The sequence below is a fragment of the Bradyrhizobium sp. SZCCT0153 genome (assembly GCF_018129995.1).
GTDB classification, from domain to species: domain Bacteria; phylum Pseudomonadota; class Alphaproteobacteria; order Rhizobiales; family Xanthobacteraceae; genus Bradyrhizobium; species Bradyrhizobium japonicum_G.
The window spans coordinates 1,479,353-1,505,827 of record NZ_JAFCKS010000001.1; the positions used below are offsets into that span (position 1 = coordinate 1,479,353).

Sequence of the window (26,475 nt, forward strand, 5' to 3'; positions counted from 1 at the left end):
CAGCGCTACCCGGGACAACTCACGACAAACTGACTTCAAGGAAGCCCGTTTGCAACGGATTGTGCGTCTCTGCCACGCGCTTTTCCCTGTGTCTGTCACTTCCAAGTCACGGTTCACGCCGCAGTCGAATTCTGTCGTCATGCGAACGGCTTACAGTCGCCGCGCACCGGCCGAACGAACCTCCGTTCGCATCAGGCTCAGTGCGTCTCCTCACCGCTTTTGCCGCCATGGCCGGGAACCCCGGCCTCGTCGAGTTTGCGGTAGAGGGTGGACCGGCCGATTTTGAGGCGGCGGGCGACCTCGGACATCTGGCCGCGGTAATGCGAGATCGCGAAACGGATGATCTCGTTCTCAATCTCCTCCAGCGGGCGGACGTCGCCGGTCGCGGTCAGCATGGGGAGGGTCCCCGTCAGGGGGAACGGCGCAATCGGTATTTCATTTCCTGACACCACGGAGGGCGCCGCGATCGGCTCGAGCATCAGCGGCGCGGTCGGAATCTCCGTCGCGTGATGCGGCTGCGACGTGAGAAGGGGGAAGTCGGCAAGGCCAAGCTGGTCACCGTCGCTCATGACCACGGCGCGGTAGACCGCGTTTTCGAGCTGGCGGATGTTGCCGGGCCAGTCGAGCTGGGCCAGGTGTGCGACGGCCTCGCCGCTGATGCCGGTGATGGGACGGTTCTCCTCGGCGGCAAAGCGCGCCAGGAAATGCCGGAGCAGATGCGGGATGTCCTCGCGCCGGGAGCGCAGCGAGGGGATCGTCAGCGGCAGCACGTGCAGGCGATAGAACAGGTCTTCCCGGAAATGTCCCTGTTTCACCCGCTCCAGCAGCCTGCGGTTGGTCGCCGAGATGATGCGGACGTCGACCTTGACCGGTTTGCGTCCGCCGACCGCCTCGACCGCGCCTTCCTGGAGCGCGCGGAGCAGCTTGACCTGCGCGGCCAGCGGCAGCTCGCTGACTTCGTCCAGAAACAGCGTGCCGCCATGAGCTTCGACGAACTTGCCGGTGTGGCGTTCGGTGGCGCCGGTGAAGGCACCCTTCTCGTGACCGAACAGGATGGACTCGACGAGGTTGTCGGGGATGGCGCCGCAATTGACCGCGACGAACGGCTTTGCCTTGCGCTCGCCGCTGCCATGGATGGCGCGCGCGAACATCTCCTTGCCGACGCCGGACTCGCCCTCGATCAGCACGGGGATCGACGAGCCTGCCGCCTTCTGCGCGGTCCGCATCACGCCCGCCATCGCCTCGGCGCGGGTGATGATATCGGAGAAGGTCAGCCGGCCCTCGCGGCTGTGACGGATGCGCTGCAATTCGCCCTTGAGCGCGGATGCGTTGAGCGCATTGCGCAGAGAAACCTGAAGCCGCTCCAGGCCGACCGGCTTGACGACGAAGTCGGCCGCGCCCGCGCGCATCGCCGAGATCACGTTGTCGATGCCGCCATGGGCGGTCTGCACGATGACGGGGATGCTGAGGCCTGCTTCGCGGATTTTCGCCAGCACGCCCATGCCGTCGAGCCCGGGCATCACGAGATCGAGGATGACGCCGTCGATGGCCGGTGCGTCAGGGGCGGTGAGGGCGGCGATCGCGGCGTCGCCGGAGTCCACGACGACCGTCTCATAGCCGCATTTCTGCACCATGTTCTCGACCAGCCGGCGGGCTACAGCGTCGTCGTCGGCGATCAAAATACTGGCAGCCATGGTGTTCCCCGCACGCTACTACTATCTGTCTCGAATCGGGGCACTCTGGCCGAAGCCGATTAACGCACTCTTAAACCTTGGTGCCCCCGCCCGCCGTCGCGATTGTTGAACACAGGTTTCCCACACAATGAATTCGCGCTCCAAGTCTGCCGTTAAAAAGCCTGCTCTCAAGAAGCCCGTTCCGAGCAAAGCCGCCGTCCGCAAGCCGAGCACCAAGAAATCCGCTGCCAAGGCAAAGCCCTCCAAACCTTCACGCGCCGAACCTTCACGCGCCAAATCTTCACGCGCCAAGCCTGCGATCAAGACCGGCAAGCTTCCGGAGTGGAACCTCGCCGATCTCTATTCCGGGATCGATGCGCCGGAAGTGGCGCGCGATCTCGAGAAGATGGATGCCGATTGCGTCGCGTTCGAGACCGACTACAAGGGCAAGCTCGCGACAGGCACAGCAAATGAAGATGGCGGAAAATGGCTCGCGGGCGCCGTGCGACGCTATGAGGCGATCGACGATCTGGCCGGCCGTCTCGGCTCCTATGCCGGTCTCGTCCATGCCGGCGACAGCGTGGACCCTGCGATTTCAAAGTTTTACGGTGATGTCTCTGAGCGGCTGACGACCGCGTCCACGCATCTGCTGTTCTTCGCGCTCGAGCTCAATCGTGTCGATGACGATATCTTGAACCGTGCGATGCAGGCCGCCGAGCTCGCGCACTACCGTCCCTGGATCGAGGATCTGCGCAAGGAGAAGCCGTATCAGCTCGACGACAAGCTCGAGCAGCTCTTCCTGGAGAAGTCGCAGACCGGCTATTCCGCCTTCAACCGGCTGTTCGACCAGACCATCTCGGGCTTGCGCTTCAAGGTCGGGGCCAAGGAGCTCGCGATCGAGCCGACGCTCAATTTGTTGCAGGACCGCGACGGCGCCAAGCGCAAGAGCGCTGCGGAAGCGCTGGCCAAAACCTTCAAGGCCAATGAGCGCACCTTTGCGCTGATCACCAACACGCTCGCCAAGGACAAGGACATCTCCGACAATTGGCGCGGCTTCAAGGACGTCGCGGATTCTCGCCATCTCAACAATCGCGTCGAGCGCGAAGTGGTGGATGCGCTGGTCGCTTCGGTGCGTGCGGCCTATCCAAAGCTGTCGCATCGCTATTACGGGCTGAAGGCGAAGTGGTTCGGCAAGAAACGGCTGGCCTATTGGGACCGCAACGCGCCACTGCCGTTTGCGGCGACCGACATCATCGGCTGGCCCGACGCGCGAAGCATGGTGCTCACGGCCTATCGCGGCTTCTCGCCGAAAATGGCCGATATCGCCGAGCGCTTCTTCACCGACCGCTGGATCGATGCGCCGGTGCGGCCCGGCAAGGCGCCGGGCGCCTTCTCGCATCCGACCACGCCGTCGGCCCACCCCTATGTGCTGATGAATTACCAGGGCAAGCCGCGCGACGTGATGACGCTTGCGCACGAACTCGGCCATGGCGTGCACCAGGTTCTGGCCGCCAGGAACGGCGCGCTGATGGCGCCGACGCCGCTGACGCTGGCCGAGACCGCAAGCGTGTTCGGGGAGATGCTGACTTTCCGCCGGTTGCTGGCGCAGACCAAGAGCGCAAAGCAGCGCCAGGCGCTGCTCGCCGGCAAGGTCGAGGACATGATCAACACCGTGGTGCGGCAGATCGCGTTCTATTCCTTCGAGCGCGCGGTCCACACCGAGCGCAAGAACGGCGAGCTCACGGCAACGCGGCTTGGCGAGATCTGGCTCTCGGTGCAGGGCGAGAGCCTCGGGCCGGCGATCGAGATCAAGGCGGGCTACGAGAACTACTGGATGTACATTCCGCACTTCATCCATTCGCCGTTCTACGTCTACGCCTATGCCTTCGGCGATTGTCTCGTGAACTCGCTGTACGCCGTCTACGAGAACGCGGCCGAGGGTTTTGCCGAACGCTATCTCGACATGCTCGCCGCCGGCGGCACCAAGCACTATTCCGAGCTGCTGCGGCCGTTCGGCCTCGATGCCAAGGATCCGAAATTCTGGGACGGGGGGCTGTCGGTCATCGCAGGTATGATCGATGAGCTGGAGGCGATGGGCTGAGGGCGGGGGGCTGGGCTCAGTCCTGGCGCCAGCGGAAGGCTAGTAAAACATTTGTTGAACTTCCGTCCGACCGATGTTATACAAATGTATAACGTGCGAGCGGGCGGGAAGTCATGAAGATCGAGATCAGGAAAATCGGCAATTCGGATGGTCTGTTGCTGCCGCGCGAGTTGATGCAGCGGCTCGATCTCAAGCGTGGACAGCAACTCCACATCGTGGAATTGTCCGGCGGTGGTTTCCAGTTGCTGCCGTATGATCCCGATTTCGAGCGGACGATGGAAATCGCCGACGAGATCATGGACAAATATCGCGACACTCTCGCGGCGCTCGCGAAGTAAGGGCTCGTTTAAATGAGCGAGCCCGAGGAGCCGCTCTGGATCACCTACGAGCAGGCTGTGGCAATTCATGGTCGACAACTCCGGCGCTTTGGCGGTGCGCCGGGATTGCGCGACGAAGGAATGTTGCGTTCAGCGTTGGAGCGGCCGATCAAATGGCGCTATGAGCAGGCCCCGCTGGAAGAGCTTGCTGCGGCATATGCATTCGGTCTTGCGAAAAACCACGCATTCGTCGACGGTAACAAGCGCATCGCCTTCATGGCGTTGATGGTCTTCCTCCACAAGAACGGTGTTGCCTTCAGTCCCGATCCTGCGGAGGCGACCACCATCATCCTCTCGCTCGCCGCTGGCGAAGTCAGCGAGCAGAGCCTCACTCGCTGGATCCGCGACAATCTGGATTCCAAATGACCTGATTTGCGTGAAACCGCGCCTGGCCGCCGTTGCCCTGCCCGGCGGTTTGCGCTATTGCCAGCCGGGAATTCGACTTTCGACGGGGGACAATCCATGGCTGACCATAGCGAAGTGGCCTACACCACGGCCGACGGCAACGACTACGTTGCCCACGAGCAGACCTATGAGGGCTTCATCAAGCTGGTGAAGTACGGCACGGTTTCCGTCGCGCTCATCGTGATCCTGATGGCGATCTTCCTGACCTGATCCATCGCCTACCGCACCGCCAGCGTCGTCGGTGCCCAGAAAATTTGCAATCAAGCCGGATTGAAAACCGGTATCCAACGTTGCGGGAGTGACGCTAAGTTGCGTGCGCGCTTTTCCGCGTCGCCGGAGGGCCTATGAAGATCGCCGTTGCCAAAGAAATCGATCCGTCGGAGCCGCGCGTTGCCGCTTCGCCTGATACGGTGAAGAAGTTTAGGGCGTTGGGCGTCGAGATCGCCGTCGAGCCGGGCGCCGGCCTCAAATCGGGCCTTCCGGATTCCGAATTCACCGCCGTGGGCGCCACCGTCAGCGCCGATGCGCTGAAGGACGCCGACATCATCATCAAGGTGAAGCGTCCCGAGGCGTCCGAGCTCGCGCAGTACAAGCGCGGCGCGCTCGTCATCGCCATAATGGACCCCTACGGCAACGAGGCCGCGCTGAAGACGATCGCCGATGCAGGCGTCTCCGCCTTCGCGATGGAATTGATGCCGCGTATCACGCGCGCGCAGGTGATGGACGTGCTGTCGTCGCAGGCGAACCTTGCCGGCTACCGTGCCGTGATCGAGGGTGCCGAGGCTTTCGGCCGCGCCTTCCCGATGATGATGACGGCGGCCGGCACCGTGCCTGCCGCCAAGGTGTTCGTGATGGGCGTCGGCGTCGCCGGCCTCCAGGCGATCGCGACCGCGCGCCGTCTCGGCGCGATCGTCACCGCCACCGACGTGCGGCCCGCAACGAAGGAGCAGGTGGAATCGCTCGGCGCGAAGTTCCTCGCCGTCGAGGACGAGGAATTCAAGAATGCGCAGACCGCCGGCGGCTACGCCAAGGAGATGTCGAAGGAATACCAGGCCAAGCAGGCCGCGCTCACCGCCGAGCACATCAAGAAGCAGGACATCGTGATCACGACGGCGCTGATCCCGGGCCGGCCCGCGCCGAAGCTCGTCAGCGCCGAGATGGTCAAGTCGATGAAGCCGGGTTCGGTGCTGGTCGATCTCGCCGTCGAGCGCGGCGGCAATGTCGAGGGCGCCAGGCCCGGCGAGGTCGTCGACCTCGATGGCATCAAGATCGTCGGCTACACCAACGTCGCCGGCCGCGTCGCTGCCTCGGCCTCCAGCCTCTACGCGCGCAATCTGTTCTCCTTCATCGAGACCATGGTCGACAAGAAGGAGCAGAAGCTCGCCGTGAACTGGGACGACGAACTGGTCAAGGCCACCGCGCTGACCAGGGACGGCGCCGTGATCCACCCGAACTTCCAGCCGAAAGCTTAAGGAGAGCCGCCATGGAGCACATTGCACAGGTCGTCGACCCCTTCGTCTTCCGGCTGTCGATTTTCGTTCTCGCCGTCTTCGTCGGCTATTTCGTGGTGTGGTCGGTCACGCCCGCGCTGCATACGCCGCTGATGAGCGTGACTAACGCGATCTCCTCGGTGATCGTGGTCGGTGCGCTGCTCGCCGGCGGGGTTGCGAATGTTTCGAGCGGCTCGGGCTGGGCCCGAGCCTTCGGCTTCGTGGCGCTGATCTTTGCCTGCATCAATATCTTCGGCGGCTTCCTTGTCACCCAGCGCATGCTGGGGATGTACAAGAAGAAGGCCAAGTAAGCGTCACCTCGGGGTGAACTGGCGAATGGGGACCTGAGATGAGCGCCAATCTGTCTGCAGTCTTGTATCTCGTGGCGGGTGTGCTGTTCATCCTGTCGCTGCGAGGTTTGTCGAGCCCGGCCACGTCGCGCCAGGGCAATTTGTTCGGCATGATCGGCATGGCGATCGCGGTCGCCACCACCCTTGCCAACCATCCGCCGGCGGATGGCCTTGCCTGGCTTCTCGTCATCGTCGGCATCGCGATCGGCGGTGGCATTGGTGCGGTCGTTGCGCGCCGCGTGCCGATGACCTCGATGCCGGAACTGGTCGCCGCCTTCCACTCGCTGGTCGGCATGGCCGCGGTGCTGGTCGCCGCCGGCGCGTTCTACGCGCCCGAGGCCTTCGATATCGGCAGCCCCGGCAACATCCATCCGCAGAGCCTGGTCGAGATGTCGCTCGGCGTCGCCATCGGCGCGCTGACCTTCACCGGCTCGGTGATCGCGTTCCTGAAGCTGTCCGCGCGCATGAGCGGTGCGCCGATCATCCTACCGTTCCGCCATGTCATCAACATCGCGCTTGCCGTGGCCCTGGTGGTCTTCATCGTCGGCCTCGTGCTGACCGGCAGCGCAGTGGACTTCTGGCTGATCGTCATCATCGCGCTGGCGCTCGGCGTGCTCATGATCATCCCGATCGGCGGCGCCGACATGCCGGTCGTGATCTCGATGCTGAACTCCTACTCCGGCTGGGCCGCGGCCGGCATCGGCTTCACCCTCGGCAATTCCGCGCTGATCATCACCGGCGCGCTGGTGGGCTCGTCCGGTGCGATCCTGTCCTACATCATGTGCCACGCGATGAACCGGTCCTTCATCTCGGTCATCCTCGGCGGCTTCGGCGGCGAGACCGCCGCAGCGGGCGGGGCTACGGGCGAGCAGAAGCCCGCCAAGCTCGGCTCGGCGGACGACGCGGCCTTCATCATGAAGAACGCGCAGAAGGTCATCATCGTGCCCGGCTACGGCATGGCGGTGGCGCAAGCCCAGCATGCGCTGCGCGAAATGGGCGACATCCTGAAGAAGGAAGGCGTCGAGGTGAAGTACGCCATTCACCCGGTCGCCGGCCGCATGCCCGGCCATATGAACGTGCTGCTGGCCGAAGCCAATGTGCCCTACGACGAGGTGTTCGAGCTCGAGGACATCAACTCCGAATTCGCGCAGGCCGACATCGCCTTCGTGATCGGCGCCAACGACGTCACCAATCCGGCGGCCGAGGAGGACAAGACCTCGCCGATCTACGGCATGCCCGTGCTCCAGGTCTGGAAGGCCGGCACCGTGATGTTCATCAAGCGCTCGCTGGCCTCGGGTTACGCCGGCATCGACAATCCGCTGTTCTATCGCGACAACACCATGATGCTGCTCGGCGACGCCAAGAAGGTCACCGAGAACATCGTCAAGGCGATGTAGCGCCAGCGCGTCGCATGGCACGCCGCTCACGAGGCGGCGTGCGGCTGGGGTGACGTTCCAGCGAGACTCCAGCCCGATGTCATGTGGCCCGATGTCATGAAATGGCTGCGGAGCGGTGCCAAGTCCTGAACCGGGGACCGGGCCGCATCGTCATGACCATGGTCAAGTGGATCACCATCCTGCTCGTGACCGGCTATTGCGCCGGTCTTCTCGTGCTGTATGTCAGGCAGCGCGGGATGCTGTTTCCGATCCCGCCCGTCGCACCGCGCGCTACGCGGCGGAACGAATCGTCGCCTGGGGCTTTTCGCTCGGGACGGGCGTGGCAGTCGCGATCGCCTCGGAGCATCTCGCTGGAAAACTCATCCTGGAAGCTCCCTATACGTCGACGGTCGACGTTGCAGCTTTGACGTTCTGGTTCGTTCCGGTCCGCCTGCTGATGCGCGATCCATTCCACTCCGACGACCGCATCGCGCGCGTCACTGTGCCGCTATTGGTCATGCATGGCACCAATGACCTTGCCATTTCGATCGTGTTCGGAGAGCGTCGGTTCGCGCTCGCGCATGAACCGAAGCAGTTCGTTCGCTTTGCGGGCGGCGGACACGACAATCTCGATGCTTTCGGTGCGATCGAAAAGGCGAGGCGCTTCATTGCTTCCTAGACGGCCTGTTGTTTGGCGCGGGACCGGTTTGATCACCGCGATCCTTGTCGTGCTGCTGCCGCAGCACGCATGGGCGGCGACCGGGCTCGACGGCGCGGCGATGCGTTGGCCCTACGCGCTGCCGTTTGCCGGCCTGCTGCTGTCGATCGCGCTCGGGCCGCTTTTGTTTGCAAAATTCTGGCACCATCATTACGGCAAGATCGCCGCGGCCTGGTCGCTGCTGGCACTGGCCTTGCTCGTCATCCTTGCCGGGAGCATGGCGACGCTGGCCGCGCTCGTTCACGCCATGCTCGCCGAATATCTCGGCTTCATCGTGTTGTTGTTCTCGCTCTATGTCGTGGCAGGGGGCATCCTCGTCACGGGCGACATCAAGGCGACGCCGGCGGCGAATGCCGGCATCCTCGCGCTCGGCACGCTGATGGCGAGCATCGTCGGCACCACGGGGGCGGCCATGATCCTGATCCGCCCCTTGATCCGCGCCAACCGGCCACGGCGCCACAACGCCCACGTCGTCATCTTCTTCATCATCCTGGTCGCCAATGTCGGCGGCGCGCTGAGCCCGCTCGGCGATCCTCCGCTGTTCGTCGGCTTTCTGCACGGCATCGACTTCTTCTGGACCACGCGGACCATCTGGCTGCAGACGGCGATCGTCGCCGGACTGCTGCTGGCGATCTTCGTCGCCGTCGACGTCTGGCACTTCCGCAGCGAGCCGCCGCCGGGCGATACAGGTCCCACCAAGCCGGTCCGAATCCGCGGCCTCGTCAACCTGGTGCTGATCGCAGCCATCGTGGCGAGCCTCTTGGCCTCGGCGATGTGGAAGCCCGGCGTCGCCTTCGACGTTCTCGGAACCACGATGGAGCTGGAAGACATCGCCCGCAACGCGGCGCTGCTGGCCATTGCGGCCCTGTCGGTGTGGCTGACGCCGGAGGAGCACCGGCAGGCCAACGGCTTCACCTGGGAGCCGATCCGCGAAGTCGCGAAACTGTTCGCCGGCATCTTTGTCGCGATCATCCCGGTCATTGCGATGCTCGATGCCGGCCATCACGGCGCGTTTGCCTGGCTGTTGTCGGCCGTGACCGCGCCGGACGGCACGCCGCGCGAGGTTGCCTATTTCTGGTTCACCGGCCTGATGTCGGCGTTCCTCGACAATGCGCCGACCTATCTGTTGTTCTTCGAACTCGCCGGAGGCGACCCGCAAGTGCTGATGCATCAGCTTTCGGGCACGCTCGCCTCCATCTCCATGGGCGCGGTCTATATGGGCGCGCTCACCTATATCGGTAATGCGCCGAACTTCATGGTGAGCAGCATCGCCAGCGAGAACGGCATCGAGATGCCGAGCTTTTTCGGCTATCTCCTGCGCGCCGGTGCCGTGCTGATCCCGCTGTTCCTGCTGCTGACGCTGCTGCCGGTCGCGCCGATCCTGCACTGGCATTGAATCTGCCGCCCGATTTGCTACTGCTCGGCTGAGGTGTGATGAACTTTCATCGCACCTCAGCCTTTTTCGATCGAGCATGATCTTTTCGGAAAACCGCGGCACACGTTTCCGGGTCATGCTGGACATAATTGGAGCCGATGGATGAGCGCGCATGATCCGATGCCCCGGTCGGCCTGGGTCTTTCCGGCACTGGCCGTGCTGCTGTTCGCGGCCGTCAGCGCCACGGGCTACGTGTTCACGCTGTCGTTCGGCGGGCTCGTCTTCGCCCTCGTGCTCCTGGTCATCCTGTTCGGCACGGTTTTCGCCGCGGTTCATCATGCCGAAGTGATCGCCGAACGGGTCGGCGAGCCCTATGGCACCCTGGTGCTGACGCTCTCGGTGACCATCATCGAGGTGGCGCTGATCACCACGATCATGCTGGGCGACAAGCCTGCCCCGGCACTGGCGCGCGACACCGTGTTCGCCGTGGTCATGATCGTTTGCAATGGCCTCGTCGGGCTGTGCATCTTCATCGGCGGCCTGCGCTATCGCGAGCAGGGTTTTCAGCTCTCGGGGGCCAACGTCTATCTCAGCGTGCTGTTCGCGCTCGCGACCATCACCCTGATCATGCCGAACTACACGACCACCACGCCGGGCCCGGTCTATTCGGCGGTTCAGCTCGGCTTCGTCGACGTGGTCACGCTCGCGCTGTATGGGGTGTTTCTCTACACCCAGACCGTGCTGCACAAGGATTACTTCGTCCACGAACGGGCGGATGGTGGGAGCGGCGAGGCGCATCCGTCGGGCCGGACCCTGGTGCTCAGCGTCGTGCTGCTGCTGATTGCGCTGCTGGCGGTCGTGCTGCTGGCCAAGAAATTCTCCCTGGTGGTCGACGCCGTCGCGGCCAGGATCGGCGCGCCGCCTGCCTTTGCCGGACTTCTGGTCGCGCTCCTGATCCTGATGCCGGAAGGCGTCGCAGCGGTCTCGGCGGCCCGCAAGAACGACCTCCAGAAGAGCATCAATCTCGCGCTCGGCTCGTCGCTGGCGACGATCGGGCTGACCATCCCGGCCGTCGGCGTCGCCACCTACGCGCTCGACAAGGAGCTCGAGCTCGGCCTCAGCGACCAGGGCAGTGTGCTTTTGCTCCTGACTTTCTTCCTGAGCATGCTGACCTTCGGTACAGGCAGGACCAATGTCCTGTTCGGGCTGGTCCATATGGTGGTATTTGCCGTCTACGTGTTCATGGTTTTCGTGCCCTAAAGCGCGGTCGCGCTTTAGGCTATTGTCTGGGCATGATCTTTCCGGAAAACCTTCTTTCCGGATCCTGCCGTAAGGAGAGTTCCAATGCTTGCCGCCAAGTCAGAGGTTCAGGTCGACAACGAGCAGGTTCGGGTGACCGAGTGGCGGCTTGCTCCGAACAGCGCCACCGGGCATCACACCCACGGCATGGACTACGTCATTGTTCCCGTGGTGGCGGGGGAGATGACCATCGTGGCGCCCAATGGCGAGCGGTCCAGGGCTCAGCTCGCGGCTGGAAAATCCTACTTTCGCAAGGCCGGCGTCCAGCACGACGTGCTTAACGAAACCGCAACCGAGATCGTGTTCCTTGAGATCGAGCTGAAGCCGTAAGTCCGGCGTTACCCTTTGCCATCGATCCGTCGCAGTTGATCCCTTACAATGCCCCAAAGTTCCCGCATCAGATCGCGCGGGGAGTGGCCGGAATGCTGAAATACATCGCTAAAATCTCGATGGATATCTTCCCTTCGGTGCTCGCGACGATCATCGGGGCGTACATCGTTAATCATTACATCAACGCCAAGCCGGCGGCGGATGCGCCCGCGGCCGTGATGGCGCCCGCCGATTCCGGCAAGAACGGCAAGCCCGCCGCTGTGGCCAACCTCCCGGCACCCGGCGTGAAGGCGAAAGGCATCTCCGAGAAGAGCATGATGGACAAGCCGGCGGCCGAGAAGGCTGCCGACCACTCGGGTGCTGAGCCCAAGACGGCTGATAAGTCCGCTGACAAGACGACCGAGAAGGCTATTGCGGACGTGGCACCGGCCGAGGCTGCCCCGCGCGGCAAGCCGTCCGCGCGCGAGAAGGCGCTCGCCAAGTCAACCCCGTCCGTCACTGCGCCTGCTCCCGCCGCCCCGGTGGTCGAGGCCAATTCGGCGGCTGCCGCTCCGGCCGCGACGCCCGACGCCAACGATCTCGTGCGTGCGGCGATCGAGCGCCTGCGCAAGTCGCCTGAGGGCAAAGCCGCCGAGGCCAAATCAACCGAGACCAAGTCGTCCGAGAAGGCCCCTGAGTTTGCGGTCCGGGACGCGGCCCGCACCCCGGAGGCGCCGCGTGTCGTGGCGACGGAGCCGTCCATGGTGCGCCCCTTGCCACCGCCGATCACGGTCTCGACCCCCGCACCTGAGGCCTATGGCAATAACGACTCGTCGCAGGCACCCCCCCCTTACACGGCCTCGGTCGGCGGCGAGAACCCGAATCGGCTGACGCCGCCGGCTGACATTCCCGTCCCGATGATCGCACCGCCGCTGGATCTGCGCGCCGATGCCGGCGCGTCCATGCCGAGGCCGAAGACCAATGTCGCCGACGACATGCTGTCGGGCGTCAAGTCCATGTTCCATTCCGTTCTGCCGAAGAGCGTCACCCCGGATTAAGACGGCGCAGGCGCTGCGCCAAGTCGTCAGCCGCCGACGCGGGCGAGGCCGCTGCGCGCGGTGTCGTCGCGCGGTCGGAGCGAGACTGCCTTGGTGTAGGACGCGGCCGCCTTGGTCCTGTCGCCCAGCCGTTCATAGGCCTGTCCGCGCGTGGTCCAGACCTGGGCATTGAGCGGATCGGCCTCGGAGGCCTCATCGAGATCGGCCGCGGCCTCCTTGACCTTGCCGAGGGCGAGGTAGCTGGTGGCGCGCCCGAGCAGCGGCTCCACCTTCTGCGGGTTGAGCCCGCTCGCCGCGCTGAAATCGGCGATCGCGAAGTCGTGCTGGTTGCTGCCCTGATAGATCAGGGCGCGACCATAGAGCGCCTGCGCATTGTAGGGATCGAGCCCGACCGCGCGATTGAACTCATCGAGCGCCGCCGCCGTCTCGCCGGACTTTGCCAGGGCCTGGGCCTTTGCCGTAAGGGCCTGGGCTTCGCTGACGTTGCCAGGGCTGACGGCGCTCTCGGCGGTGGCGGCCGCCTTGGGCGCCTCCTGTGGCTTGTCCTTCTCCGGCATCAGCGATCCCAGGTCGAAGGAGCAGCCGCACAGCACCATCCCCAACAAAGCCAGCACGAGCGGCGGCTGCCAGATCTGGCGTAACCGCGCCAAGCGGTGCTCGGGGAAAGGGGAGGCCATCTACGGTTCGCTCGCGCTCGTGCCGCATCGGTAGTGCCCTGTCCCAGAAAGGCACCCCTCACAAAACAATAACGCGGGCCTGGGGCCCGCGTCATCGAAAACTGAAGTCTTGCTAAACCCGGTAAATCAGCGCGGTCCGCGCGGACCTGCACCTGCACCCGGGCCGCTACGACCACCGCGATCACCGCCGGGACCGGCGCCGAACACCGGCTTCGGCTTCATCGGCAGCAGGCCTTCGCGCTGGAGCTTCTTGCGGGCCAGCTTGCGTGCGCGACGCACGGCTTCGGCCTTTTCACGGGCCTTCTTCTCGGAGGGCTTTTCGTAGTGACCGCGGAGCTTCATCTCGCGGAAAATACCCTCACGCTGCATCTTCTTCTTCAGCGCCTTGAGGGCTTGATCGACATTGTTATCGCGAACGAGAACCTGCACGCGGCATCCTCTTCAGTGGATCAGATTTGAATTCTGGTAAGTCAAAGGGGATGGCGAAACGCACAAGCCCTTAACCTTGAGGGCGCGGATGTATCAGACAAAACGTGGGATGTCCACCGGCCAAGCGGGCTTTCGGGCCAAGTTCAGCCATTAAATGAGGCAAAAATAGCTCCGCGCGGCCCCGATTTGGGAGATTCGACGCCAAGGGTGGGGCCGTTTCCGGAGCTTCGTTCCGGAATCTTTGAAAGCAGGGGACGACCATGGATATGAAAAAATACGCGGCCGAGGCTATCGGCACCTTCTGGCTCACATTCGCAGGTTGCGGGAGCGCGGTGATCGCAGCCGGCTTTCCGCAGGTCGGCATCGGTCTGGTCGGTGTCTCCCTCGCATTCGGGCTGAGCGTGGTCACCATGGCCTATGCGATCGGGCACATCTCCGGCTGCCATCTCAACCCGGCTGTCACCGTCGGTCTTGCGGCCGGCGGGCGTTTTCCGGCCGGACAGATCCTGCCTTATGTGATCGCGCAGGTGGCCGGCGCGATCGTGGCCGCGTGGCTCCTCTACATCATCGCAAGTGGAGCTCCCGGCTTCGACGTCACCAAGGGCTTTGCGTCCAACGGTTACGATGCCCATTCGCCCGGCCAGTACAGCATGATCGTGTGTTTCCTCACCGAGGTCGTGATGACCATGATGTTCCTGTTCATCATCATGGGCGCCACCCACGGCCGGGCGCCCGTGGGCTTCGCGCCGCTGGCGATCGGGCTCGCACTGGTGATGATCCATCTCGTCAGCATCCCCGTCACCAACACCTCGGTGAACCCGGCACGCAGCACCGGTCCCGCACTGTTCGTCGGCGGCTGGGCGACAGCGCAGCTCTGGCTGTTCTGGGTCGCGCCCCTGATCGGCGGCGCGCTGGGCGGGGCGATCTATCGCTGGCTCAGCGAGGAGCCCGCCGGCATCGTCGCGGGCGCAAAGACGGCGTGATTGCAAAGCGGGATCGCTGCATCTGCTGCGGTCCCGTTACTTGCCTTTCGTCGGCCTGACCTCGGTGACGTGGCCCATCTTGCGGCCGGGGCGCGGTGCACCCTTGCCGTAGATGTGCACCGTGGCGCCGGGCACGGACAGCCACTTGTCGTAGTCGTTGATCTCGTCGCCGATCAGATTGGTCATGGTGACCATTTCGCCATGGCGCACGGGCTTGCCGAGCGACCAGCCGGCGATGGCGCGGATGTGCTGCTCGAATTGCGAGACGGACGCGCCGTCAAGCGTCCAGTGTCCGGAATTGTGCACGCGCGGGGCGATCTCGTTGACCAGCACCTTCGGGCCGGTGCCATTGGCGAGCACGAACATCTCCACCGCGAGCACGCCGACATAGTCGAGCGCGCTGGCAATCTTGCCGGCGATGCTGCGCGCTTCTTCCGCAAGGGCGTCCGGTATGAGCGCGGGCGCGCGCGATATCTTCAGGATGTGGTCGCGGTGCTCGTTCTCGGTGACGTCGAAGCATTCGACCTGACCCGTGGCCGAGCGCGCGGCGATCACGGAGATCTCGCGCTCGAACGGCACGAAGGCTTCCAGGATAGCCTGCTTGGTCCCGAGGCTGGTCCAGACCTTGGCGATGTCGTCGCCCTCGCGGATGATGGCCTGGCCCTTGCCATCGTAGCCGAAGCGGCGGGTCTTCAGCACGGCCGGGAGGCCGATCCGGACGATCGCCTCGCGCAACGACGCGACGGACGTGACGTCGGCATAGTCTGCGGTGCCGATGCCGAGCCGCGTCACGAAGTCCTTCTCCGCGAGCCGGTCCTGCGTGGTCTCCAGGACCTTGCGGTTGGGCAGCACCGGGCGGCGCGCGTCCAGCACCATCGCCGCCGCGGACGGCACGTTCTCGAATTCGTAGGTGATGACGTCGACGTCGTTCGCAAACAGCTCGAGTGCCTCGACATCGGCATATTCGGCGCAGGTCGCGTTCAGGACGACGTCGAAGGCCGGCGAGTCCGGATCGGGCGAGAACACCTGGCAGCGCAGGCCGAGCCGCGCCGCCGCCATGGCCAGCATCCGCCCCAATTGTCCGCCGCCGAGGATTCCGATGGTGTCGCCGGGTTTCAGCTTCACCTGCTTCGAGTCGGTCACGCCTTGTCCTCCGGGCGCTCGGCAACCGCATCGGTCTGCGCCTTGCGCCAGGCGACCAAGCGATCGGACAAAGCCGGGTCGGACAATGCCAGCACCGAGGCCGCCAGCAGCGCCGCATTGATCGCACCGGCCTTGCCGATGGCGAGGGTGCCGACCGGGATGCCCGCGGGCATCTGGACGATCGAATAGAGCGAATCGATGCCCTTGAGCGTCCTGGATTCGACGGGAACGCCGAACACGGGCAGTTCCGTCAGGGCCGCCGCCATGCCGGGCAGATGCGCAGCGCCGCCGGCGCCGGCGATGACGACCTTGTAACCGGCCACCTTGGCGCCCTTGGCGAACGTAAACAGCCGGTCGGGGGTACGGTGGGCGGAAACGATGCGGGTGTCGGCGGCAACGCCGAGCGCGGCAAGCGTGTCGGCGGCATGCCGCATCGTCTCCCAGTCCGACTGGCTTCCCATGATGATGGCGATCGGCGCGGTCATGACGTCAATTGTGCCCAAAAAATAGAAGGATAGGCCAGATTAACGGTTCCGGCCGGCGGCTCGCAAGGCGATGGCAAGGAGAAGGGAATGCACTATCCTGTCTTGGTGAATCCCCGCAAGCCTTCATTGAGCAGGAAGCCCATGAAGAAACCAAAAAGGGCGAACGCTGCGAAGGCCAAAAAGGGCCCGAAGACCGGCGTCAGCCGCTCCAAAGCCGCCCCCAAGCGCCTTGCCAAGAGTCCTGCCAAGAGTGCTGCCAAGAGTCTTGCGAAGCCTCTTGCCAAGCGTCCGGCCAAGGCGGCGCGGCGCGAAGCGTCGGCCGACAACGGCGCCAAGGTCGTCCGCGGCCTGCGGAGCAAACTCAAGCGGGCCCTGCAGCGGGTCGCGGAACTCGAGGCGGCCGCCGACACCGATTTCCTGCTCGAGATTCCGAACCGTCGCGGCTTCGAACGCGAGCTCGCGCGCGCCATCGCCTACATGAAACGGTATCGCGCCAGCGGCGCGCTGATCGTGCTCGACGTCGATCGTCTGAAGCCGATCAACGATTCCTTCGGTCATGCCGCAGGCGACGAGGTGCTGAAGACGATTGCCACTGCGCTGAAGCGGCAGGTCCGCGCCTCGGACGTGGTCGGCCGGCTCGGCGGCGACGAGTTCGCGCTGCTGCTCTGGAACCTCAGCGAGACCGACGCCAAGGCGAAGGCCGCGGCCTTCGAGCAGGCAATCGACGAATTGTCCTTCGTCTTTCGCGGTCAGCATGTGAGCGCGGGCGCCTCCGCCGGCGTCGCGCTGCTGGGGGCGCAGTCAGACGCGAGCCGCGCCCTGGAGGAGGCGGATGCCGCCATGTATGTGCGCAAGGCGCACCGGCGGCACGAGCCGCGGATCAGGCTGGTCAGCAGCTGATCTTACAGCGTGGCCAGATATTCACTGCGTAGCCAGGCCTTCACAGCGTGGCCAGGTCTTCCGGCACGTTGCCGAATTTGCGCAGCAACGTGGCGTCACCGAATTCGCCGGTCATCGGATCGCCGCTGCGGCTGAACGCGACGGCACCGATGTGGCCGGGACCGCGCGACAAGATCTCGGCGCGCCGCAACGCGGCCGTCGAGCTCTGGCATTCCTCGGCGGCGCCCGCCACCGGCGATCCGTCGGTATCGATCAGGAAGGGCATTGCAACGTAGTAGGTCACGTCCGACATGGCGTTGCTCCGAGCTTGGATCAGGCGGCGCTGCTGTTGCTCCGCATCTTGCTGCGCGAGGTCTCCGGAATGCAGCCGGCGGAAATCGCCGCCTGCAATTCCTCGAGTTCGGCCTCGAGATATTCATTGGCCATGATCAGCGCCTTGATGGTGCTGCGAAGATTGCCGTCGCACATCGCGATCGCCTGATCGCAGGCTTGTTCATAATGGCCGTTGTCGAGAAGGGCGGTTGCCGGCATCTGCTTTTCCTTGGGCGGTTTCCTGGGGGCGTAGGGCTCCCGGATGTTCTTATTTTGTTCTTTTGGAGTCAAGCGGATTCACATGCGGCGAGCCGCCGCAAAAATTGTCCCTGTGGATCAGGCGATGATGTCGGGCGTGATCTGGTCTTCGATGAACGCGATACGGTCGCGCAACAACAGCTTGCGCTTCTTCAGTCGCTGCAACCGCAACAGGTCGGGGGCAGGCGATTGATGCAGTGCATCGATCGCCGCATCGAGATCTCGGTGTTCCTGCTGCAACCGGGCGAGTTCGGCTTCGAGCTCGCGCTCGTCTTCATTGGTCATGTCTGCGGTGGCCGAAAAACCGAAAGGCGTGAGATTAAGGCTGTGGATGCCCTGTGGAAATTATCGTCCTTGCGCGAGGTGATCGCAAGCGATCTGCGAGCGTTGCTCGCCGATCTCCCGCAAGATATTTCTGCGGTTCGCTACGGCACCGCGCAAGCACATTGATATCATGGATTTTTCCCGTGTGGTTCCATTACTCACGGTTCGTTACATATGAATTTTCAAAAATGACGCTGCGACGACGGATACCCATCGACAGAACGAAACGGTGATGTAGACTTCCTTGTCCGGATCGAATCCTGAGGTTCACCCCTACCGAGGAGGTTTCGAATGACAATTCAGGCACATCTCGTTGAATTGGAACGGAAGCACAAACTTCTGGAAAACGAATTGCACGAAGCTCTCGTGCACCTTTCAACAGACGACCTGCAAATTGTTGAGTTGAAGCGCCGGAAGTTGTTGGTCAAGGATCAGATCGAGCGTCTGAGGCACGGCGACACGCTCCACTAGTACCCCCGCAACAGCGTAGAGTTTGATCGCACCCTTTCAGGCAGGGGTGAGTGTTGTTGCGCTCATCCCTGCGGGAAGGTTCGAACCGTGCAAGGATCTTTGCGCGGCGCCGAGAGTCGTTTCCGATGGAATCGGAACGGGGCTCCAGCTTCGGTTTGAACGTGTGTTCCCTCCGCGCACCGGTATCCAATTCGCTCGAAAGCGCTCTATGAATTCGCGAGCTCGGCGACGTGGTCCGCGATCGCGAGCGATGATGTCAGTCCCGGGGACTCGATGCCGAACAGATTGATCAGGCCTTCGACGCCGTGATCGCGCGGGCCCTGCATCAGGAAATCCTGCGTGGCCACCGCCGGCGGCACGATTTTCGGGCGGATGCCCGAATAGCTCGGCATCAGCGCGCCGTCTGGCAGCGTCGGCCAGTATTTGCGGATCGCCGGGTAGAAGCGCTCGGCGCGCGACGGGTCGACCTCGTAATCGATCGTCTCGATCCACTCGACGTCGGGGCCGAAGCGTGCCTGCCCCGCCATGTCCAGCGTCAGATGCACCCCTAGCCCGCCGGGCTCGGGCACCGGATAGATCAGGTGCGAGAACGGCGCCCTGGCGTTGCAGCTGAAGTAGTTTCCCTTGGCGAAATAGGTCGGCGGAATCCGGTCCAGCGGCATTCCGTCGATGTTGCGCGCCACCGTCGTTGCCGAGAGCCCCGCGGCGTTGACGAGGAGGCTGCATTGCAGCGTCATCGGCGCTTCGCCGCCCGCCTCGATCTCGATGGCGCCGGCGGTCGCCTTGGCGCGGATCAACGGGGTGTGAAACGCGAAGGCGGCGCCCGCTTCCTCGGCTTCACCGCGCAGCGAGAGCATGTAGGCGTGGCTGTCGATGATGCCGGTCGACGGCGACAGCAGCGCGGCGTCGCAGGCGAGCGCCGGCTCCAGCGCGCGTGCCGCCTCGCCCGCGAGCAGCTGCATGTCGAGCACGCCATTGGCCTCGGCATGCGCCCTGATCGATTGCAGCTTCTCGGTCTCTTTCGGGTTGGTCGCGACGATCAGCTTGCCGCAATTCCGGTGCGGGATGCCGCGCTCGGAACAGTAACGGTAGAGTGCGTGCTTGCCGCTGACGCACATGCGCGCCATCCAGCTCCCGGCGCGGTAGTAGATGCCGGCATGGATCACCTCGCTGTTGCGTGAGGAGGTGATGGTGCCGATGGCCTCGGCTTCCTCGAGCACGATCACCTCGCGCCCGGCCTGCGCCAGCTTTCGAGCCACCGCGAGCCCGACCACGCCGGCTCCGATGACGATGCAGTCGACCCTATCCATGGTTGTGCGGGACGTTTGCCGGAAGCGGCGGTGGCATCGGGCCTGGAAACGCCGGTGCGGGGGCGTTTTCCGTTAAGCAAGCATTTATCATGTCAGGGCAATTGCCGTATTTGACGTCACATTTTTCCGTTGCGCTTACAGGCGTTTACCCGATCCAAACCCGCGAGGCCAGACAATCCGACGTTGAAATCGCGGGTGGCTGATGGTTGAGAAGAACTGGCACGTGGGCAGCGCGCTTCCGATTGCGGTGCAGGCCGTCGTGTGCCTGGCCGCTGCGGTCGCGCCCGCGCGCGCCTCTGCCCTCTTGGGCAGCTTCGCCCCTCCGAGCTATCTCGACAAGCTGGACCCCAACGTGATCTGGGAAGCCCTGATCGCGGGCGTCGTCGTCTGTTCCTTCCTCGCCGCGGTCGCGCTCTGGATCCATTCCTCGCTGCGCCGGACCAGGCGTTTGCAGTTGCGGCGCAATGCCTTCGTCTCCTCCGCCATGAACAATCTCAACCAGGGCGTGGTGATGACGGATGCGCAGCGGCGCATCATCTTCTGCAACGACCGCTATCTCGAGATTTACGGTCTGGCGCGGTCAGATCTCTGGACCGGCATGAACGGCTACGAGCTCCTCGAGCTGCGACGCAAGCGGGGGGTAATCGGCGGCGCCTCCGACGACGAGTTCTACGAGAAGGCGGCGAGCACCAACGGCCTGATTACCGAACTGCCGGACGGGCGCGCTATCCTGGTCAAATATTTCGTGCTGCCCAACGGCGGCTCGGTGGCGACGCATCTGGACGTCAGCGAGCAACGCAGACTGTCGCGACAGCTCGCCTCCACCAAGCAGTTCCTGGAAACGGTGCTGGACAACGTGCCGGCCTGTGTTGCCGCGAAGAACATCGAGGACGGGCGCTACATCTTCGCCAACAGCGCCTATGAGCGGTTCTGGGGTTTCTCGCGCGACCAGGTCGTGGGCAAGAACGCGCGCGAGCTGTTCGCGCCGAATTCGGCGGCCAGCATCGAGGCGACCGATCGCGCGGCGCTGATCGCGCCCGCCGGCCAGTACCGCAACGAGTTCGAGGTCGAGCGCGGCGCGACTCAGCGCATGGTGGCCTCGATCCGGATCGTGGTCCGCAACGAGAGCAACAAGCCTGAATTCCTGCTGGTGGTGTTCGAGGACATCACCGACCGCCGCTCGCTGTCGCAGGAGCTGGAGAGCACGAAGAAGTTCCTCGAGCTCGTGGTCGACAACATCCCGGTGGCGCTGATCGTCGAACAGGTCAAGGACGGCCGCTATCTGCTCGCCAACCGCAGCGCAGAGACGATCCTCAACCGCAGGCGCGAGGAAGCCACGGGCCTGACCGCGTCCGACATCTTCAATCCCAAGGAAGCCAAGCTGATCATCGCGCGCGACGAAGCCGCGATCAAGAAGCGCGGGATGATCACCGAGGAGCATCCGATCTCCACCAAGGACGGTCTGCGACTGTTCCTCACCCGCCGCGCCACCGTGCTGAACGACGCCGGCGAGCCGCAATATCTGATCAAGACCCACGAGGACGTCACCGATCGCCGGCAGACCGAGTCGCGCATGGCGCACATGGCCTACCACGACGGCCTCACCGATTTGCCGAACCGTGCGGCTTTCCTGCAGGCGCTGACCCAGATGATCGAGGCCTGCGAGGGCACCGGCGAGGAATTCGCGGTTCTGTGCGTCGATCTCGACGGCCTCAAGGAGGTCAACGACGTCTTCGGTCACGCGCTCGGCGACAAGCTTCTGGTCGAGGTTGCCCAGCGGCTCCAGGACTCCGCGCGCGGCGGCGTGGTGGCGCGCCTGTCCGGCGACGAGTTCGGCCTGATCATCGACGGCAAACAGCCCGAAGCAGGTCTCGCACTGGCACAGCAGATCGGTGATGCTGTCGCCGAGGACTTCCAGATCGACGGCCGGGCGGTCCGCGCCGGCGTCACCACCGGCATGTCGATCTTCCCGCACAACGGCGCGGACGGTGCCTCGCTGCTGGCCAATGCCGGCGCGGCGCTGTTCCGTGCCAAGCAGAAATCGCGCGGCACGATCAGCCTGTTCCAGCCGGAGATGGACCAGCAGATCCGCGATCGCCGCGTGCTGCACCAGGACCTCTCGATGGCGATCAAGAACGGCGAGCTCTCGCTCGCCTTCCAGCCGCAGGGAGCCGCGGGCCACAGCGTCGCGGAGAGCGAGATCATCGGCTTCGAGGCGCTGGCGCGCTGGCAGCATCCGGTGCGCGGCCAGGTCTCCCCGGCCGAATTCATCCCGATTGCGGAGGAAAGCGGCCTGATCGTCGAGATGGGCGAGTGGATCCTGCGCGAGGCCTGCCGCGAGGCGTCGTCCTGGCCGAAGCCGCTCCAGGTCGCGGTCAATCTGTCGCCGGCGCAATTCATGCACGGCGACGTGGTCGGGCTGGTCCATTCGATCCTGATCGAGACGGGCCTTGCACCCGGCCGGCTCGAGCTCGAGATCACCGAGGGCGTGCTGATCGAGGACTTCGACCGGGGCCTGGCCCTGCTGCGCCGGCTGAAGGCGCTCGGCGTGCGCATCTCCATGGACGATTTCGGCAGCGGCTATTCCTCGCTGAGCTATCTCCAGGCGTTCCCGTTCGACAAGATCAAGATCGACCGCGCCTTCATCATCAATCTCGGCCGCAACCCCCAATCGGCCGCGATCGTGCGCGCCGTGATCGATCTCGGCCATGGCCTGGACATGTCGATCGTCGCCGAAGGCGTCGAGACGATCGAGCAGCTCGCCTTCCTCGCCAAGGAGGGCTGCGACGGCGTGCAGGGCTACCTGCTCGGCAAGCCCCTGCCGATCGGGAAATATGCTGATCTCGTCGGCCGCGCCGAGGCCATGGAGCTTGCGCTCAAGACCGGTTAGAGCGTTTTCGAGCGAACTGAATACCGGTTCGCGTCAAGAAAACGCGTCAGAACAAAAATCTAGAGCCCGTTCCGATTTCATCGGAACGGAAATGGCTCTAGGGATGAGAGCGTTTCGCTTCGCTCCCTCTCGACGGTTTCATGGCAGATTACGACCTTGCGATCATCGGCGGCGGCTTGAATGGTGTCAGCCTCGCCCGCGATGCGGCCGGCCGTGGCCTGCGCGTCATCCTGTTGGAGCAGGGCGATCTCGGCGGCGCGGCATCGTCGGCGACGCCGCGGCTGATCCACGGGGATCTGTCGGTCCTGGAGCGGCGTGGCTTCCGGCGGGTGCACCGGGCGCTCGCCGAGCGCCGGACCTGGCTCCGGATCGCTCCGCATCTGGTCCGGCCGATGCGCTTCGTGATTCCGGCACATTCCGACGAGCGCCCGCCATGGTTATTGCGCGCCGGCCTGTTCCTCTATGACGGGCTGACGAACCGGAGCGGCCTGCCTGCCGCGACGACCCTCGACATCACGCATCATCCGGTCGGTAACGCGCTGAAACGACCATTCGGCACGGCTTTCGAATATTCGGACTGCGTCGTCGACGATTCCCGCCTGGTGGTGCTCACGGCCCTGGATGCGGCCGAGCGCGGCGCCGCGATCCGGACCGGAGCACGTTGTGTGCGCGCCGATCGAACCGACACCTGGCGGCTCGCGGTGGTCGATCGCGGCCACCGCCGCACGATCACGGCCCGGGCGCTCGCCAACGCCACCGGCGGCTGGACGTCGATGGTCGCGGAGACCGTGCTGCGGCAGCCGCAGCCCGCCATGGCGGCGATGCAGATGAGCCAGATCATCGTCCCGCGGCTGTTCTATTCCGATAACGTCTACGTCTTCCAGAACAGCGATGGACGGCTGATCTTCGCGAGCCCGCTCGAGCGCGACTTCACGCTGATCGGCACGGTCACGCATGATTTCACCGGCGATCCCGCGATCGTCGCGATGCCGGGAGCCGACGTCAGCTATCTCTGCGAAGCGGCCAGCCGCTATTTCCGCGAGCGTGTTGCTCCGACCGACGTGGTCCGGTCGGTCTCAGGCGTCAACCTGACGCTGGCGTCCGCGCGCCGACGCGATGGCACGACGCTGTTCCATGTCCGCCGGCGCAAGGCGCCGCTGATCACGACGTTCGGCGGCGACGTCACCACCTCCCGCCTGCGCGCGGAGCGTGCGCTGACGAAGTTGACCAAGTTCTATCCGATGTCGCCGCCCTGGACCGCTGGATCGGCGCTACCGGGCGGAGATTTTGCCTGGGATCGTTTCGACACCGAGGTCGATCTTGCGCGCGACCGCTGGCGCTTTCTCTCGGAGCCGCAAGCCCAGCGCCTCGTCGGGTCCTACGGCTCGCGGCTATCGGCTGTGCTCGGTGAGGCGAAGTCCCGCGACGAGCTCGGCCCCGCCTTCGGCCCCGACCTGACCGGTGCCGAGGTGCATTATCTAATGAGCCGCGAATGGGCGCGCTTCCCGGAGGACATCCTGTGGCGCCGTTCCAAGCTCGGCCTGACCATGCCGGAGGCTGACCGCGACGCGCTGGCGGCGTTCATGGCGAATGTGATGTGAACGATCTGCCCCGAGCCGGTTGAGCAAAGGCCGATCCGCCGCTAGCGTGCGGCGGAATCGGGGTTGGCAGGGACCATGGCGGAAGAGTTGCCCGGAACGGACGTCGCGGCGGATGCGGCTGGCGCGGATCCGCACCCTGCGGCGGGCCAGCCGCTGCTGCGCATCGAGGGCGTCGCCAAGACCTTCGGGACGTTCCGGGCCGTCGACGGCGTCTCGCTCGACATCAAGGCCGGCGAGTTCTTTGCGCTGCTCGGGCCCAGCGGCTGCGGCAAGACCACGCTGCTCCGCATGCTCGCCGGCTTCGAGGCGCCGGACGAGGGACGCATCCTGCTCGGCGGCAAGGACATTGCGCAGGCGCTGCCGCATGAGCGGCCGATCAACATGATGTTCCAGAACTACGCGCTGTTTCCGCATCTGTCGGTGCGCGATAACATCGCCTTCGGCCTGAAGCGTGCAGGCATGGCGCGCGCGGAGATCGCCAGCCGCGTGGCCGAGATGGTCGCATTGGTGAAGCTCGAAGGACTCGAGAAGCGCAAGCCCGACCAGCTCTCCGGCGGCCAGCGGCAGCGCGTGGCGCTGGCGCGTGCGCTGGCGCGCCGTCCGCGGCTTCTTCTGCTGGATGAGCCGCTCGCAGCGCTGGACAAGAAGCTGCGCGAGAGCACGCAGGACGAGCTGATGGAGCTGCAGCGCCGGCTCGGCATGACCTTCATCATCGTCACCCACGACCAGGAGGAGGCGATGACGATGGCGAGCCGGATCGGCGTGATGAAGGCCGGCAAGCTCGCCCAGGTCGCCAGCCCCCGCGAACTCTACGAGGCGCCGCGCTCGCGCTGGATCGCAGAGTTCGTCGGCGACATCAATCTGTTCGACGGCGAGTCCAAATTGCGCGACGGTCATCGTCTGATCATCGGCACGCGCGATGCGGGTGCGCTGGTGGTGGCCGAGCCGCGCGAACCGGTCGGCGCGGGAAAATTTTCGGTCGCGATCCGCCCCGAGAAGGTCAAGCTGTCGCGCCGCGGCCCTGTGAGCGAGGCCGGTCATGAAATGGCGATCAACCGGCTGGACGGCGTGATCGCGGACATCTGCTATCTCGGCGGCACCACCACCTACAAGGTGAAGCTCGACACCGGTGGCATGATGCAGGCGTCCGTCGCCAACAGCGCGCGCCTCGATGTCGACGCCTACAGCCTGAACCAGCACGTCGTCGCCTGGTTTACGCCCGACGATTGCGTGGTGCTGCCGTCATGAGCTCCCGTCGCATCTTCGCGCGGCCGGCGCGGTTTGCCGCCATTGCGCCCTATGTCTGGATGGTGCTGTTCTTCCTGGTGCCGTTCGGCTTCGTGCTGAAGATCAGCCTGTCGCAGACGGCGATCGCGCAGCCGCCTTACGAGCCGGTGTTCGACCTGGCGGCGGGGTGGGGAGCGATCAAGGCCGCCTTTGCCGCGCTGTCGCTCGACAATTTCAGGCTGCTCGCCTCTGACGACATTTACCTGTTCGCCTATGAGCGCAGCCTCGCCGTCGCCGTCACCGCGACCGTGCTGTTGCTTCTGATCGGCTATCCCATCGCTTACGGCATGGCGCGGCTGCCCAAGCGCTGGCAGGCGGTGGCGATGGTGCTGGTGATCGTGCCGTTCTGGACCTCGTTCCTGATCCGCATCTATGCCTGGATCAACATCCTCCAGCATGACGGCCTGCTCAACCGGATCCTGCTGGCGCTGCATCTGGTCAGCCAGCCGGTGGTGTGGCTCTCCACCGACAGCGCGATGTATATCGGCATCGTCTATTCCTACCTGCCGTTCATGATCCTGCCGCTCTACGCCACGCTCGCGAAGATGGAGCCGATGCTGGAAGAGGCTGCCTCCGATCTCGGTGCGCCGCGCTGGCAGGTGTTCTGGCTCGTCACCTTTCCTCTGTCGCTGCCCGGCGTCGGCGCCGGCGTGCTGCTGTGCTTCATCCCGATCGTCGGCGAGTTCGTCATTCCGGATCTCCTGGCGGGCTCCAATTCGCTGATGATCGGCCAGACGCTGTGGCTCGAATTCTTCACCAACAAGGACTGGCCGGTGGCATCCGCCGCGGCGATCGTGCTGCTGGTGGTGCTGCTGCTGCCGCTGCTGCTGTACGAGCGGCTGCAGAAGCGACAGCTGGAACAGGGGCGCTGAGG

At 64.6% G+C, this 26,475-nt stretch carries 27 protein-coding genes and 1 pseudogene; 19 read left to right on the forward strand and 9 right to left on the reverse strand.

Annotation, left to right across the window (positions count from 1 at the left end; genetic code table 11):
- Positions 1-197: 197 nt before the first annotated feature.
- The gene (locus JQ572_RS07135) at positions 198-1,694 is read right to left on the reverse strand and encodes a sigma-54-dependent transcriptional regulator (RefSeq protein WP_211382231.1); all 1,497 of its coding nucleotides are present in this window, start codon (positions 1,692-1,694) and stop codon (positions 198-200) included.
- A 127-nt stretch (positions 1,695-1,821) separates the two neighbouring features.
- On the opposite strand from JQ572_RS07135, the gene JQ572_RS07140 reads away from it, so the two are divergent.
- The 12 genes and pseudogenes from JQ572_RS07140 (at position 1,822) to JQ572_RS07195 (ending at position 12,531) form a co-directional block, all read left to right on the forward strand.
- Positions 1,822-3,774 (forward strand): M3 family oligoendopeptidase, encoded by a 1,953-nt coding sequence (locus tag JQ572_RS07140; protein ID WP_211382232.1) that lies wholly within the window; start codon positions 1,822-1,824, stop codon positions 3,772-3,774.
- Between the two features lie 113 nt (positions 3,775-3,887).
- Positions 3,888-4,112 carry an AbrB/MazE/SpoVT family DNA-binding domain-containing protein gene (locus JQ572_RS07145; protein ID WP_211382233.1) on the forward strand — a complete coding sequence of 75 codons (225 nt, stop codon included), beginning with the start codon at positions 3,888-3,890 and terminating at the stop codon, positions 4,110-4,112.
- 12 nt (positions 4,113-4,124) lie between these two features.
- Positions 4,125-4,517 (forward strand): type II toxin-antitoxin system death-on-curing family toxin, encoded by a 393-nt coding sequence (locus tag JQ572_RS07150; RefSeq protein ID WP_211382234.1) that lies wholly within the window; start codon positions 4,125-4,127, stop codon positions 4,515-4,517.
- A gap of 96 nt (positions 4,518-4,613) precedes the next feature.
- Entirely contained in the window at positions 4,614-4,766 is a 153-nt protein-coding gene (locus tag JQ572_RS07155) for an aa3-type cytochrome c oxidase subunit IV (protein ID WP_008546229.1), read from the forward strand.
- Between the two features lie 134 nt (positions 4,767-4,900).
- A complete protein-coding gene (locus tag JQ572_RS07160; RefSeq protein WP_211382235.1) occupies positions 4,901-6,028 on the forward strand; it encodes a Re/Si-specific NAD(P)(+) transhydrogenase subunit alpha in 1,128 nt (375 codons plus the stop codon).
- Between the two features lie 11 nt (positions 6,029-6,039).
- On the forward strand, positions 6,040-6,357 hold the full coding sequence (locus tag JQ572_RS07165; protein ID WP_211382236.1) for a proton-translocating transhydrogenase family protein: 318 nt from the start codon (positions 6,040-6,042) through the stop codon (positions 6,355-6,357).
- A gap of 38 nt (positions 6,358-6,395) precedes the next feature.
- Entirely contained in the window at positions 6,396-7,793 is a 1,398-nt protein-coding gene (locus JQ572_RS07170) for an NAD(P)(+) transhydrogenase (Re/Si-specific) subunit beta (protein WP_211382237.1), read from the forward strand.
- Positions 7,794-8,046: 253 nt separating this feature from the next.
- Positions 8,047-8,451 (forward strand): annotated as a pseudogene (locus JQ572_RS07175) (alpha/beta hydrolase); the annotation flags it as partial.
- Positions 8,405-9,886, forward strand: coding sequence for a sodium:proton antiporter (locus JQ572_RS07180; RefSeq protein ID WP_211382238.1), 1,482 nt, complete (start codon positions 8,405-8,407; stop codon positions 9,884-9,886). The pseudogene JQ572_RS07175 and the gene JQ572_RS07180, both read left to right, overlap by 47 nt.
- 141 nt (positions 9,887-10,027) lie before the next feature.
- Positions 10,028-11,125 carry a calcium:cation antiporter gene (locus JQ572_RS07185; RefSeq protein ID WP_211382239.1) on the forward strand — a complete coding sequence of 366 codons (1,098 nt, stop codon included), beginning with the start codon at positions 10,028-10,030 and terminating at the stop codon, positions 11,123-11,125.
- 84 nt (positions 11,126-11,209) lie between these two features.
- Positions 11,210-11,494: a cupin domain-containing protein gene (locus tag JQ572_RS07190; protein WP_211382240.1), complete on the forward strand. Its 285-nt coding sequence runs from the start codon at positions 11,210-11,212 to the stop codon at positions 11,492-11,494.
- A 92-nt stretch (positions 11,495-11,586) separates the two neighbouring features.
- A complete protein-coding gene (locus tag JQ572_RS07195) occupies positions 11,587-12,531 on the forward strand; it encodes a hypothetical protein (RefSeq protein WP_211382241.1) in 945 nt (314 codons plus the stop codon).
- A gap of 26 nt (positions 12,532-12,557) precedes the next feature.
- Here JQ572_RS07195 and JQ572_RS07200 read toward each other — a convergent pair whose 3' ends face one another.
- Positions 12,558-13,208, reverse strand: coding sequence for a tetratricopeptide repeat protein (locus JQ572_RS07200; protein WP_211382242.1), 651 nt, complete (start codon positions 13,206-13,208; stop codon positions 12,558-12,560).
- A gap of 126 nt (positions 13,209-13,334) precedes the next feature.
- Positions 13,335-13,637 carry a 30S ribosomal protein S21 gene (rpsU, locus tag JQ572_RS07205; protein WP_071909764.1) on the reverse strand — a complete coding sequence of 101 codons (303 nt, stop codon included), beginning with the start codon at positions 13,635-13,637 and terminating at the stop codon, positions 13,335-13,337.
- 260 nt (positions 13,638-13,897) lie between these two features.
- Between rpsU and aqpZ the strand changes: the two genes are divergently transcribed.
- Positions 13,898-14,620 carry an aquaporin Z gene (gene aqpZ, locus JQ572_RS07210; RefSeq protein WP_211382243.1) on the forward strand — a complete coding sequence of 241 codons (723 nt, stop codon included), beginning with the start codon at positions 13,898-13,900 and terminating at the stop codon, positions 14,618-14,620.
- Between the two features lie 36 nt (positions 14,621-14,656).
- Here aqpZ and JQ572_RS07215 read toward each other — a convergent pair whose 3' ends face one another.
- Both JQ572_RS07215 and purE read right to left on the reverse strand, forming a co-directional pair.
- A complete protein-coding gene (locus tag JQ572_RS07215) occupies positions 14,657-15,763 on the reverse strand; it encodes a 5-(carboxyamino)imidazole ribonucleotide synthase (protein ID WP_211382244.1) in 1,107 nt (368 codons plus the stop codon).
- Positions 15,760-16,248: a 5-(carboxyamino)imidazole ribonucleotide mutase gene (gene purE, locus JQ572_RS07220; RefSeq protein WP_211382245.1), complete on the reverse strand. Its 489-nt coding sequence runs from the start codon at positions 16,246-16,248 to the stop codon at positions 15,760-15,762. The genes JQ572_RS07215 and purE overlap by 4 nt, the downstream gene beginning before the upstream one ends.
- Positions 16,249-16,389: 141 nt before the next feature.
- Here purE and JQ572_RS07225 point away from each other — a divergent pair, with 141 nt between their 5' ends.
- The gene (locus JQ572_RS07225; protein WP_211382246.1) at positions 16,390-17,148 is read left to right on the forward strand and encodes a GGDEF domain-containing protein; all 759 of its coding nucleotides are present in this window, start codon (positions 16,390-16,392) and stop codon (positions 17,146-17,148) included.
- Positions 17,149-17,188: 40 nt separating this feature from the next.
- On the opposite strand, the gene JQ572_RS07230 is transcribed toward JQ572_RS07225, so the two are convergent.
- The 3 genes from JQ572_RS07230 to JQ572_RS07240 all read right to left on the reverse strand — a co-directional run bounded on the left by JQ572_RS07230 (position 17,189) and on the right by JQ572_RS07240 (position 18,003).
- Positions 17,189-17,440, reverse strand: a complete 252-nt coding sequence (locus tag JQ572_RS07230; protein WP_211382247.1) for a hypothetical protein — start codon at positions 17,438-17,440, stop codon at positions 17,189-17,191.
- A gap of 20 nt (positions 17,441-17,460) precedes the next feature.
- Positions 17,461-17,679, reverse strand: coding sequence for a hypothetical protein (locus JQ572_RS07235; protein ID WP_211382248.1), 219 nt, complete (start codon positions 17,677-17,679; stop codon positions 17,461-17,463).
- A gap of 117 nt (positions 17,680-17,796) precedes the next feature.
- Complete coding sequence (locus tag JQ572_RS07240) at positions 17,797-18,003, reverse strand: YdcH family protein (RefSeq protein ID WP_027553252.1); 207 nt, start codon at positions 18,001-18,003, stop codon at positions 17,797-17,799.
- Positions 18,004-18,333: 330 nt separating this feature from the next.
- Here JQ572_RS07240 and JQ572_RS07250 point away from each other — a divergent pair, with 330 nt between their 5' ends.
- Positions 18,334-18,513, forward strand: a complete 180-nt coding sequence (locus tag JQ572_RS07250) for a YdcH family protein (RefSeq protein WP_211382250.1) — start codon at positions 18,334-18,336, stop codon at positions 18,511-18,513.
- Between the two features lie 206 nt (positions 18,514-18,719).
- Here the strand turns inward: JQ572_RS07250 and JQ572_RS07255 are convergent, their stop codons facing one another.
- Positions 18,720-19,823 (reverse strand): NAD(P)/FAD-dependent oxidoreductase, encoded by a 1,104-nt coding sequence (locus JQ572_RS07255; RefSeq protein WP_211382251.1) that lies wholly within the window; start codon positions 19,821-19,823, stop codon positions 18,720-18,722.
- Between the two features lie 202 nt (positions 19,824-20,025).
- Between JQ572_RS07255 and JQ572_RS07260 the strand changes: the two genes are divergently transcribed.
- From JQ572_RS07260 to JQ572_RS07275, 4 genes are all read left to right on the forward strand, one after another.
- Positions 20,026-22,713 carry a sensor domain-containing protein gene (locus JQ572_RS07260; RefSeq protein ID WP_211382252.1) on the forward strand — a complete coding sequence of 896 codons (2,688 nt, stop codon included), beginning with the start codon at positions 20,026-20,028 and terminating at the stop codon, positions 22,711-22,713.
- Between the two features lie 140 nt (positions 22,714-22,853).
- Complete coding sequence (locus JQ572_RS07265) at positions 22,854-24,314, forward strand: glycerol-3-phosphate dehydrogenase (protein ID WP_211382253.1); 1,461 nt, start codon at positions 22,854-22,856, stop codon at positions 24,312-24,314.
- Positions 24,315-24,389: 75 nt separating this feature from the next.
- A complete protein-coding gene (locus JQ572_RS07270) occupies positions 24,390-25,562 on the forward strand; it encodes an ABC transporter ATP-binding protein (protein WP_211382254.1) in 1,173 nt (390 codons plus the stop codon).
- Positions 25,559-26,473: an ABC transporter permease gene (locus tag JQ572_RS07275; protein WP_211382255.1), complete on the forward strand. Its 915-nt coding sequence runs from the start codon at positions 25,559-25,561 to the stop codon at positions 26,471-26,473. The genes JQ572_RS07270 and JQ572_RS07275 overlap by 4 nt, the downstream gene beginning before the upstream one ends.
- Positions 26,474-26,475 lie beyond the last annotated feature (2 nt).

Coding starts and splice junctions, on each gene's coding strand:
- JQ572_RS07185 (WP_211382239.1), top strand. CDS start 10,028: ATGAGCGCGCATGATCCGATGCCCCGGTCGGCCTGGGTCTTTCCGGCA.
- JQ572_RS07250 (WP_211382250.1), top strand. CDS start 18,334: ATGACAATTCAGGCACATCTCGTTGAATTGGAACGGAAGCACAAACTT.
- JQ572_RS07265 (WP_211382253.1), top strand. CDS start 22,854: ATGGCAGATTACGACCTTGCGATCATCGGCGGCGGCTTGAATGGTGTC.
- JQ572_RS07180 (WP_211382238.1), top strand. CDS start 8,405: ATGCTTTCGGTGCGATCGAAAAGGCGAGGCGCTTCATTGCTTCCTAGA.
- JQ572_RS07145 (WP_211382233.1), top strand. CDS start 3,888: ATGAAGATCGAGATCAGGAAAATCGGCAATTCGGATGGTCTGTTGCTG.
- JQ572_RS07225 (WP_211382246.1), top strand. CDS start 16,390: ATGAAGAAACCAAAAAGGGCGAACGCTGCGAAGGCCAAAAAGGGCCCG.
- JQ572_RS07255 (WP_211382251.1), bottom strand. CDS start 19,823: ATGGATAGGGTCGACTGCATCGTCATCGGAGCCGGCGTGGTCGGGCTC.
- JQ572_RS07235 (WP_211382248.1), bottom strand. CDS start 17,679: ATGCCGGCAACCGCCCTTCTCGACAACGGCCATTATGAACAAGCCTGC.
- JQ572_RS07240 (WP_027553252.1), bottom strand. CDS start 18,003: ATGACCAATGAAGACGAGCGCGAGCTCGAAGCCGAACTCGCCCGGTTG.
- aqpZ (WP_211382243.1), top strand. CDS start 13,898: ATGGATATGAAAAAATACGCGGCCGAGGCTATCGGCACCTTCTGGCTC.
- JQ572_RS07200 (WP_211382242.1), bottom strand. CDS start 13,208: ATGGCCTCCCCTTTCCCCGAGCACCGCTTGGCGCGGTTACGCCAGATC.
- JQ572_RS07140 (WP_211382232.1), top strand. CDS start 1,822: ATGAATTCGCGCTCCAAGTCTGCCGTTAAAAAGCCTGCTCTCAAGAAG.
- JQ572_RS07260 (WP_211382252.1), top strand. CDS start 20,026: ATGGTTGAGAAGAACTGGCACGTGGGCAGCGCGCTTCCGATTGCGGTG.
- JQ572_RS07150 (WP_211382234.1), top strand. CDS start 4,125: ATGAGCGAGCCCGAGGAGCCGCTCTGGATCACCTACGAGCAGGCTGTG.
- JQ572_RS07230 (WP_211382247.1), bottom strand. CDS start 17,440: ATGTCGGACGTGACCTACTACGTTGCAATGCCCTTCCTGATCGATACC.
- JQ572_RS07160 (WP_211382235.1), top strand. CDS start 4,901: ATGAAGATCGCCGTTGCCAAAGAAATCGATCCGTCGGAGCCGCGCGTT.
- JQ572_RS07155 (WP_008546229.1), top strand. CDS start 4,614: ATGGCTGACCATAGCGAAGTGGCCTACACCACGGCCGACGGCAACGAC.
- JQ572_RS07195 (WP_211382241.1), top strand. CDS start 11,587: ATGCTGAAATACATCGCTAAAATCTCGATGGATATCTTCCCTTCGGTG.
- JQ572_RS07165 (WP_211382236.1), top strand. CDS start 6,040: ATGGAGCACATTGCACAGGTCGTCGACCCCTTCGTCTTCCGGCTGTCG.
- purE (WP_211382245.1), bottom strand. CDS start 16,248: ATGACCGCGCCGATCGCCATCATCATGGGAAGCCAGTCGGACTGGGAG.
- JQ572_RS07275 (WP_211382255.1), top strand. CDS start 25,559: ATGAGCTCCCGTCGCATCTTCGCGCGGCCGGCGCGGTTTGCCGCCATT.
- JQ572_RS07135 (WP_211382231.1), bottom strand. CDS start 1,694: ATGGCTGCCAGTATTTTGATCGCCGACGACGACGCTGTAGCCCGCCGG.
- JQ572_RS07270 (WP_211382254.1), top strand. CDS start 24,390: ATGGCGGAAGAGTTGCCCGGAACGGACGTCGCGGCGGATGCGGCTGGC.
- JQ572_RS07190 (WP_211382240.1), top strand. CDS start 11,210: ATGCTTGCCGCCAAGTCAGAGGTTCAGGTCGACAACGAGCAGGTTCGG.
- JQ572_RS07170 (WP_211382237.1), top strand. CDS start 6,396: ATGAGCGCCAATCTGTCTGCAGTCTTGTATCTCGTGGCGGGTGTGCTG.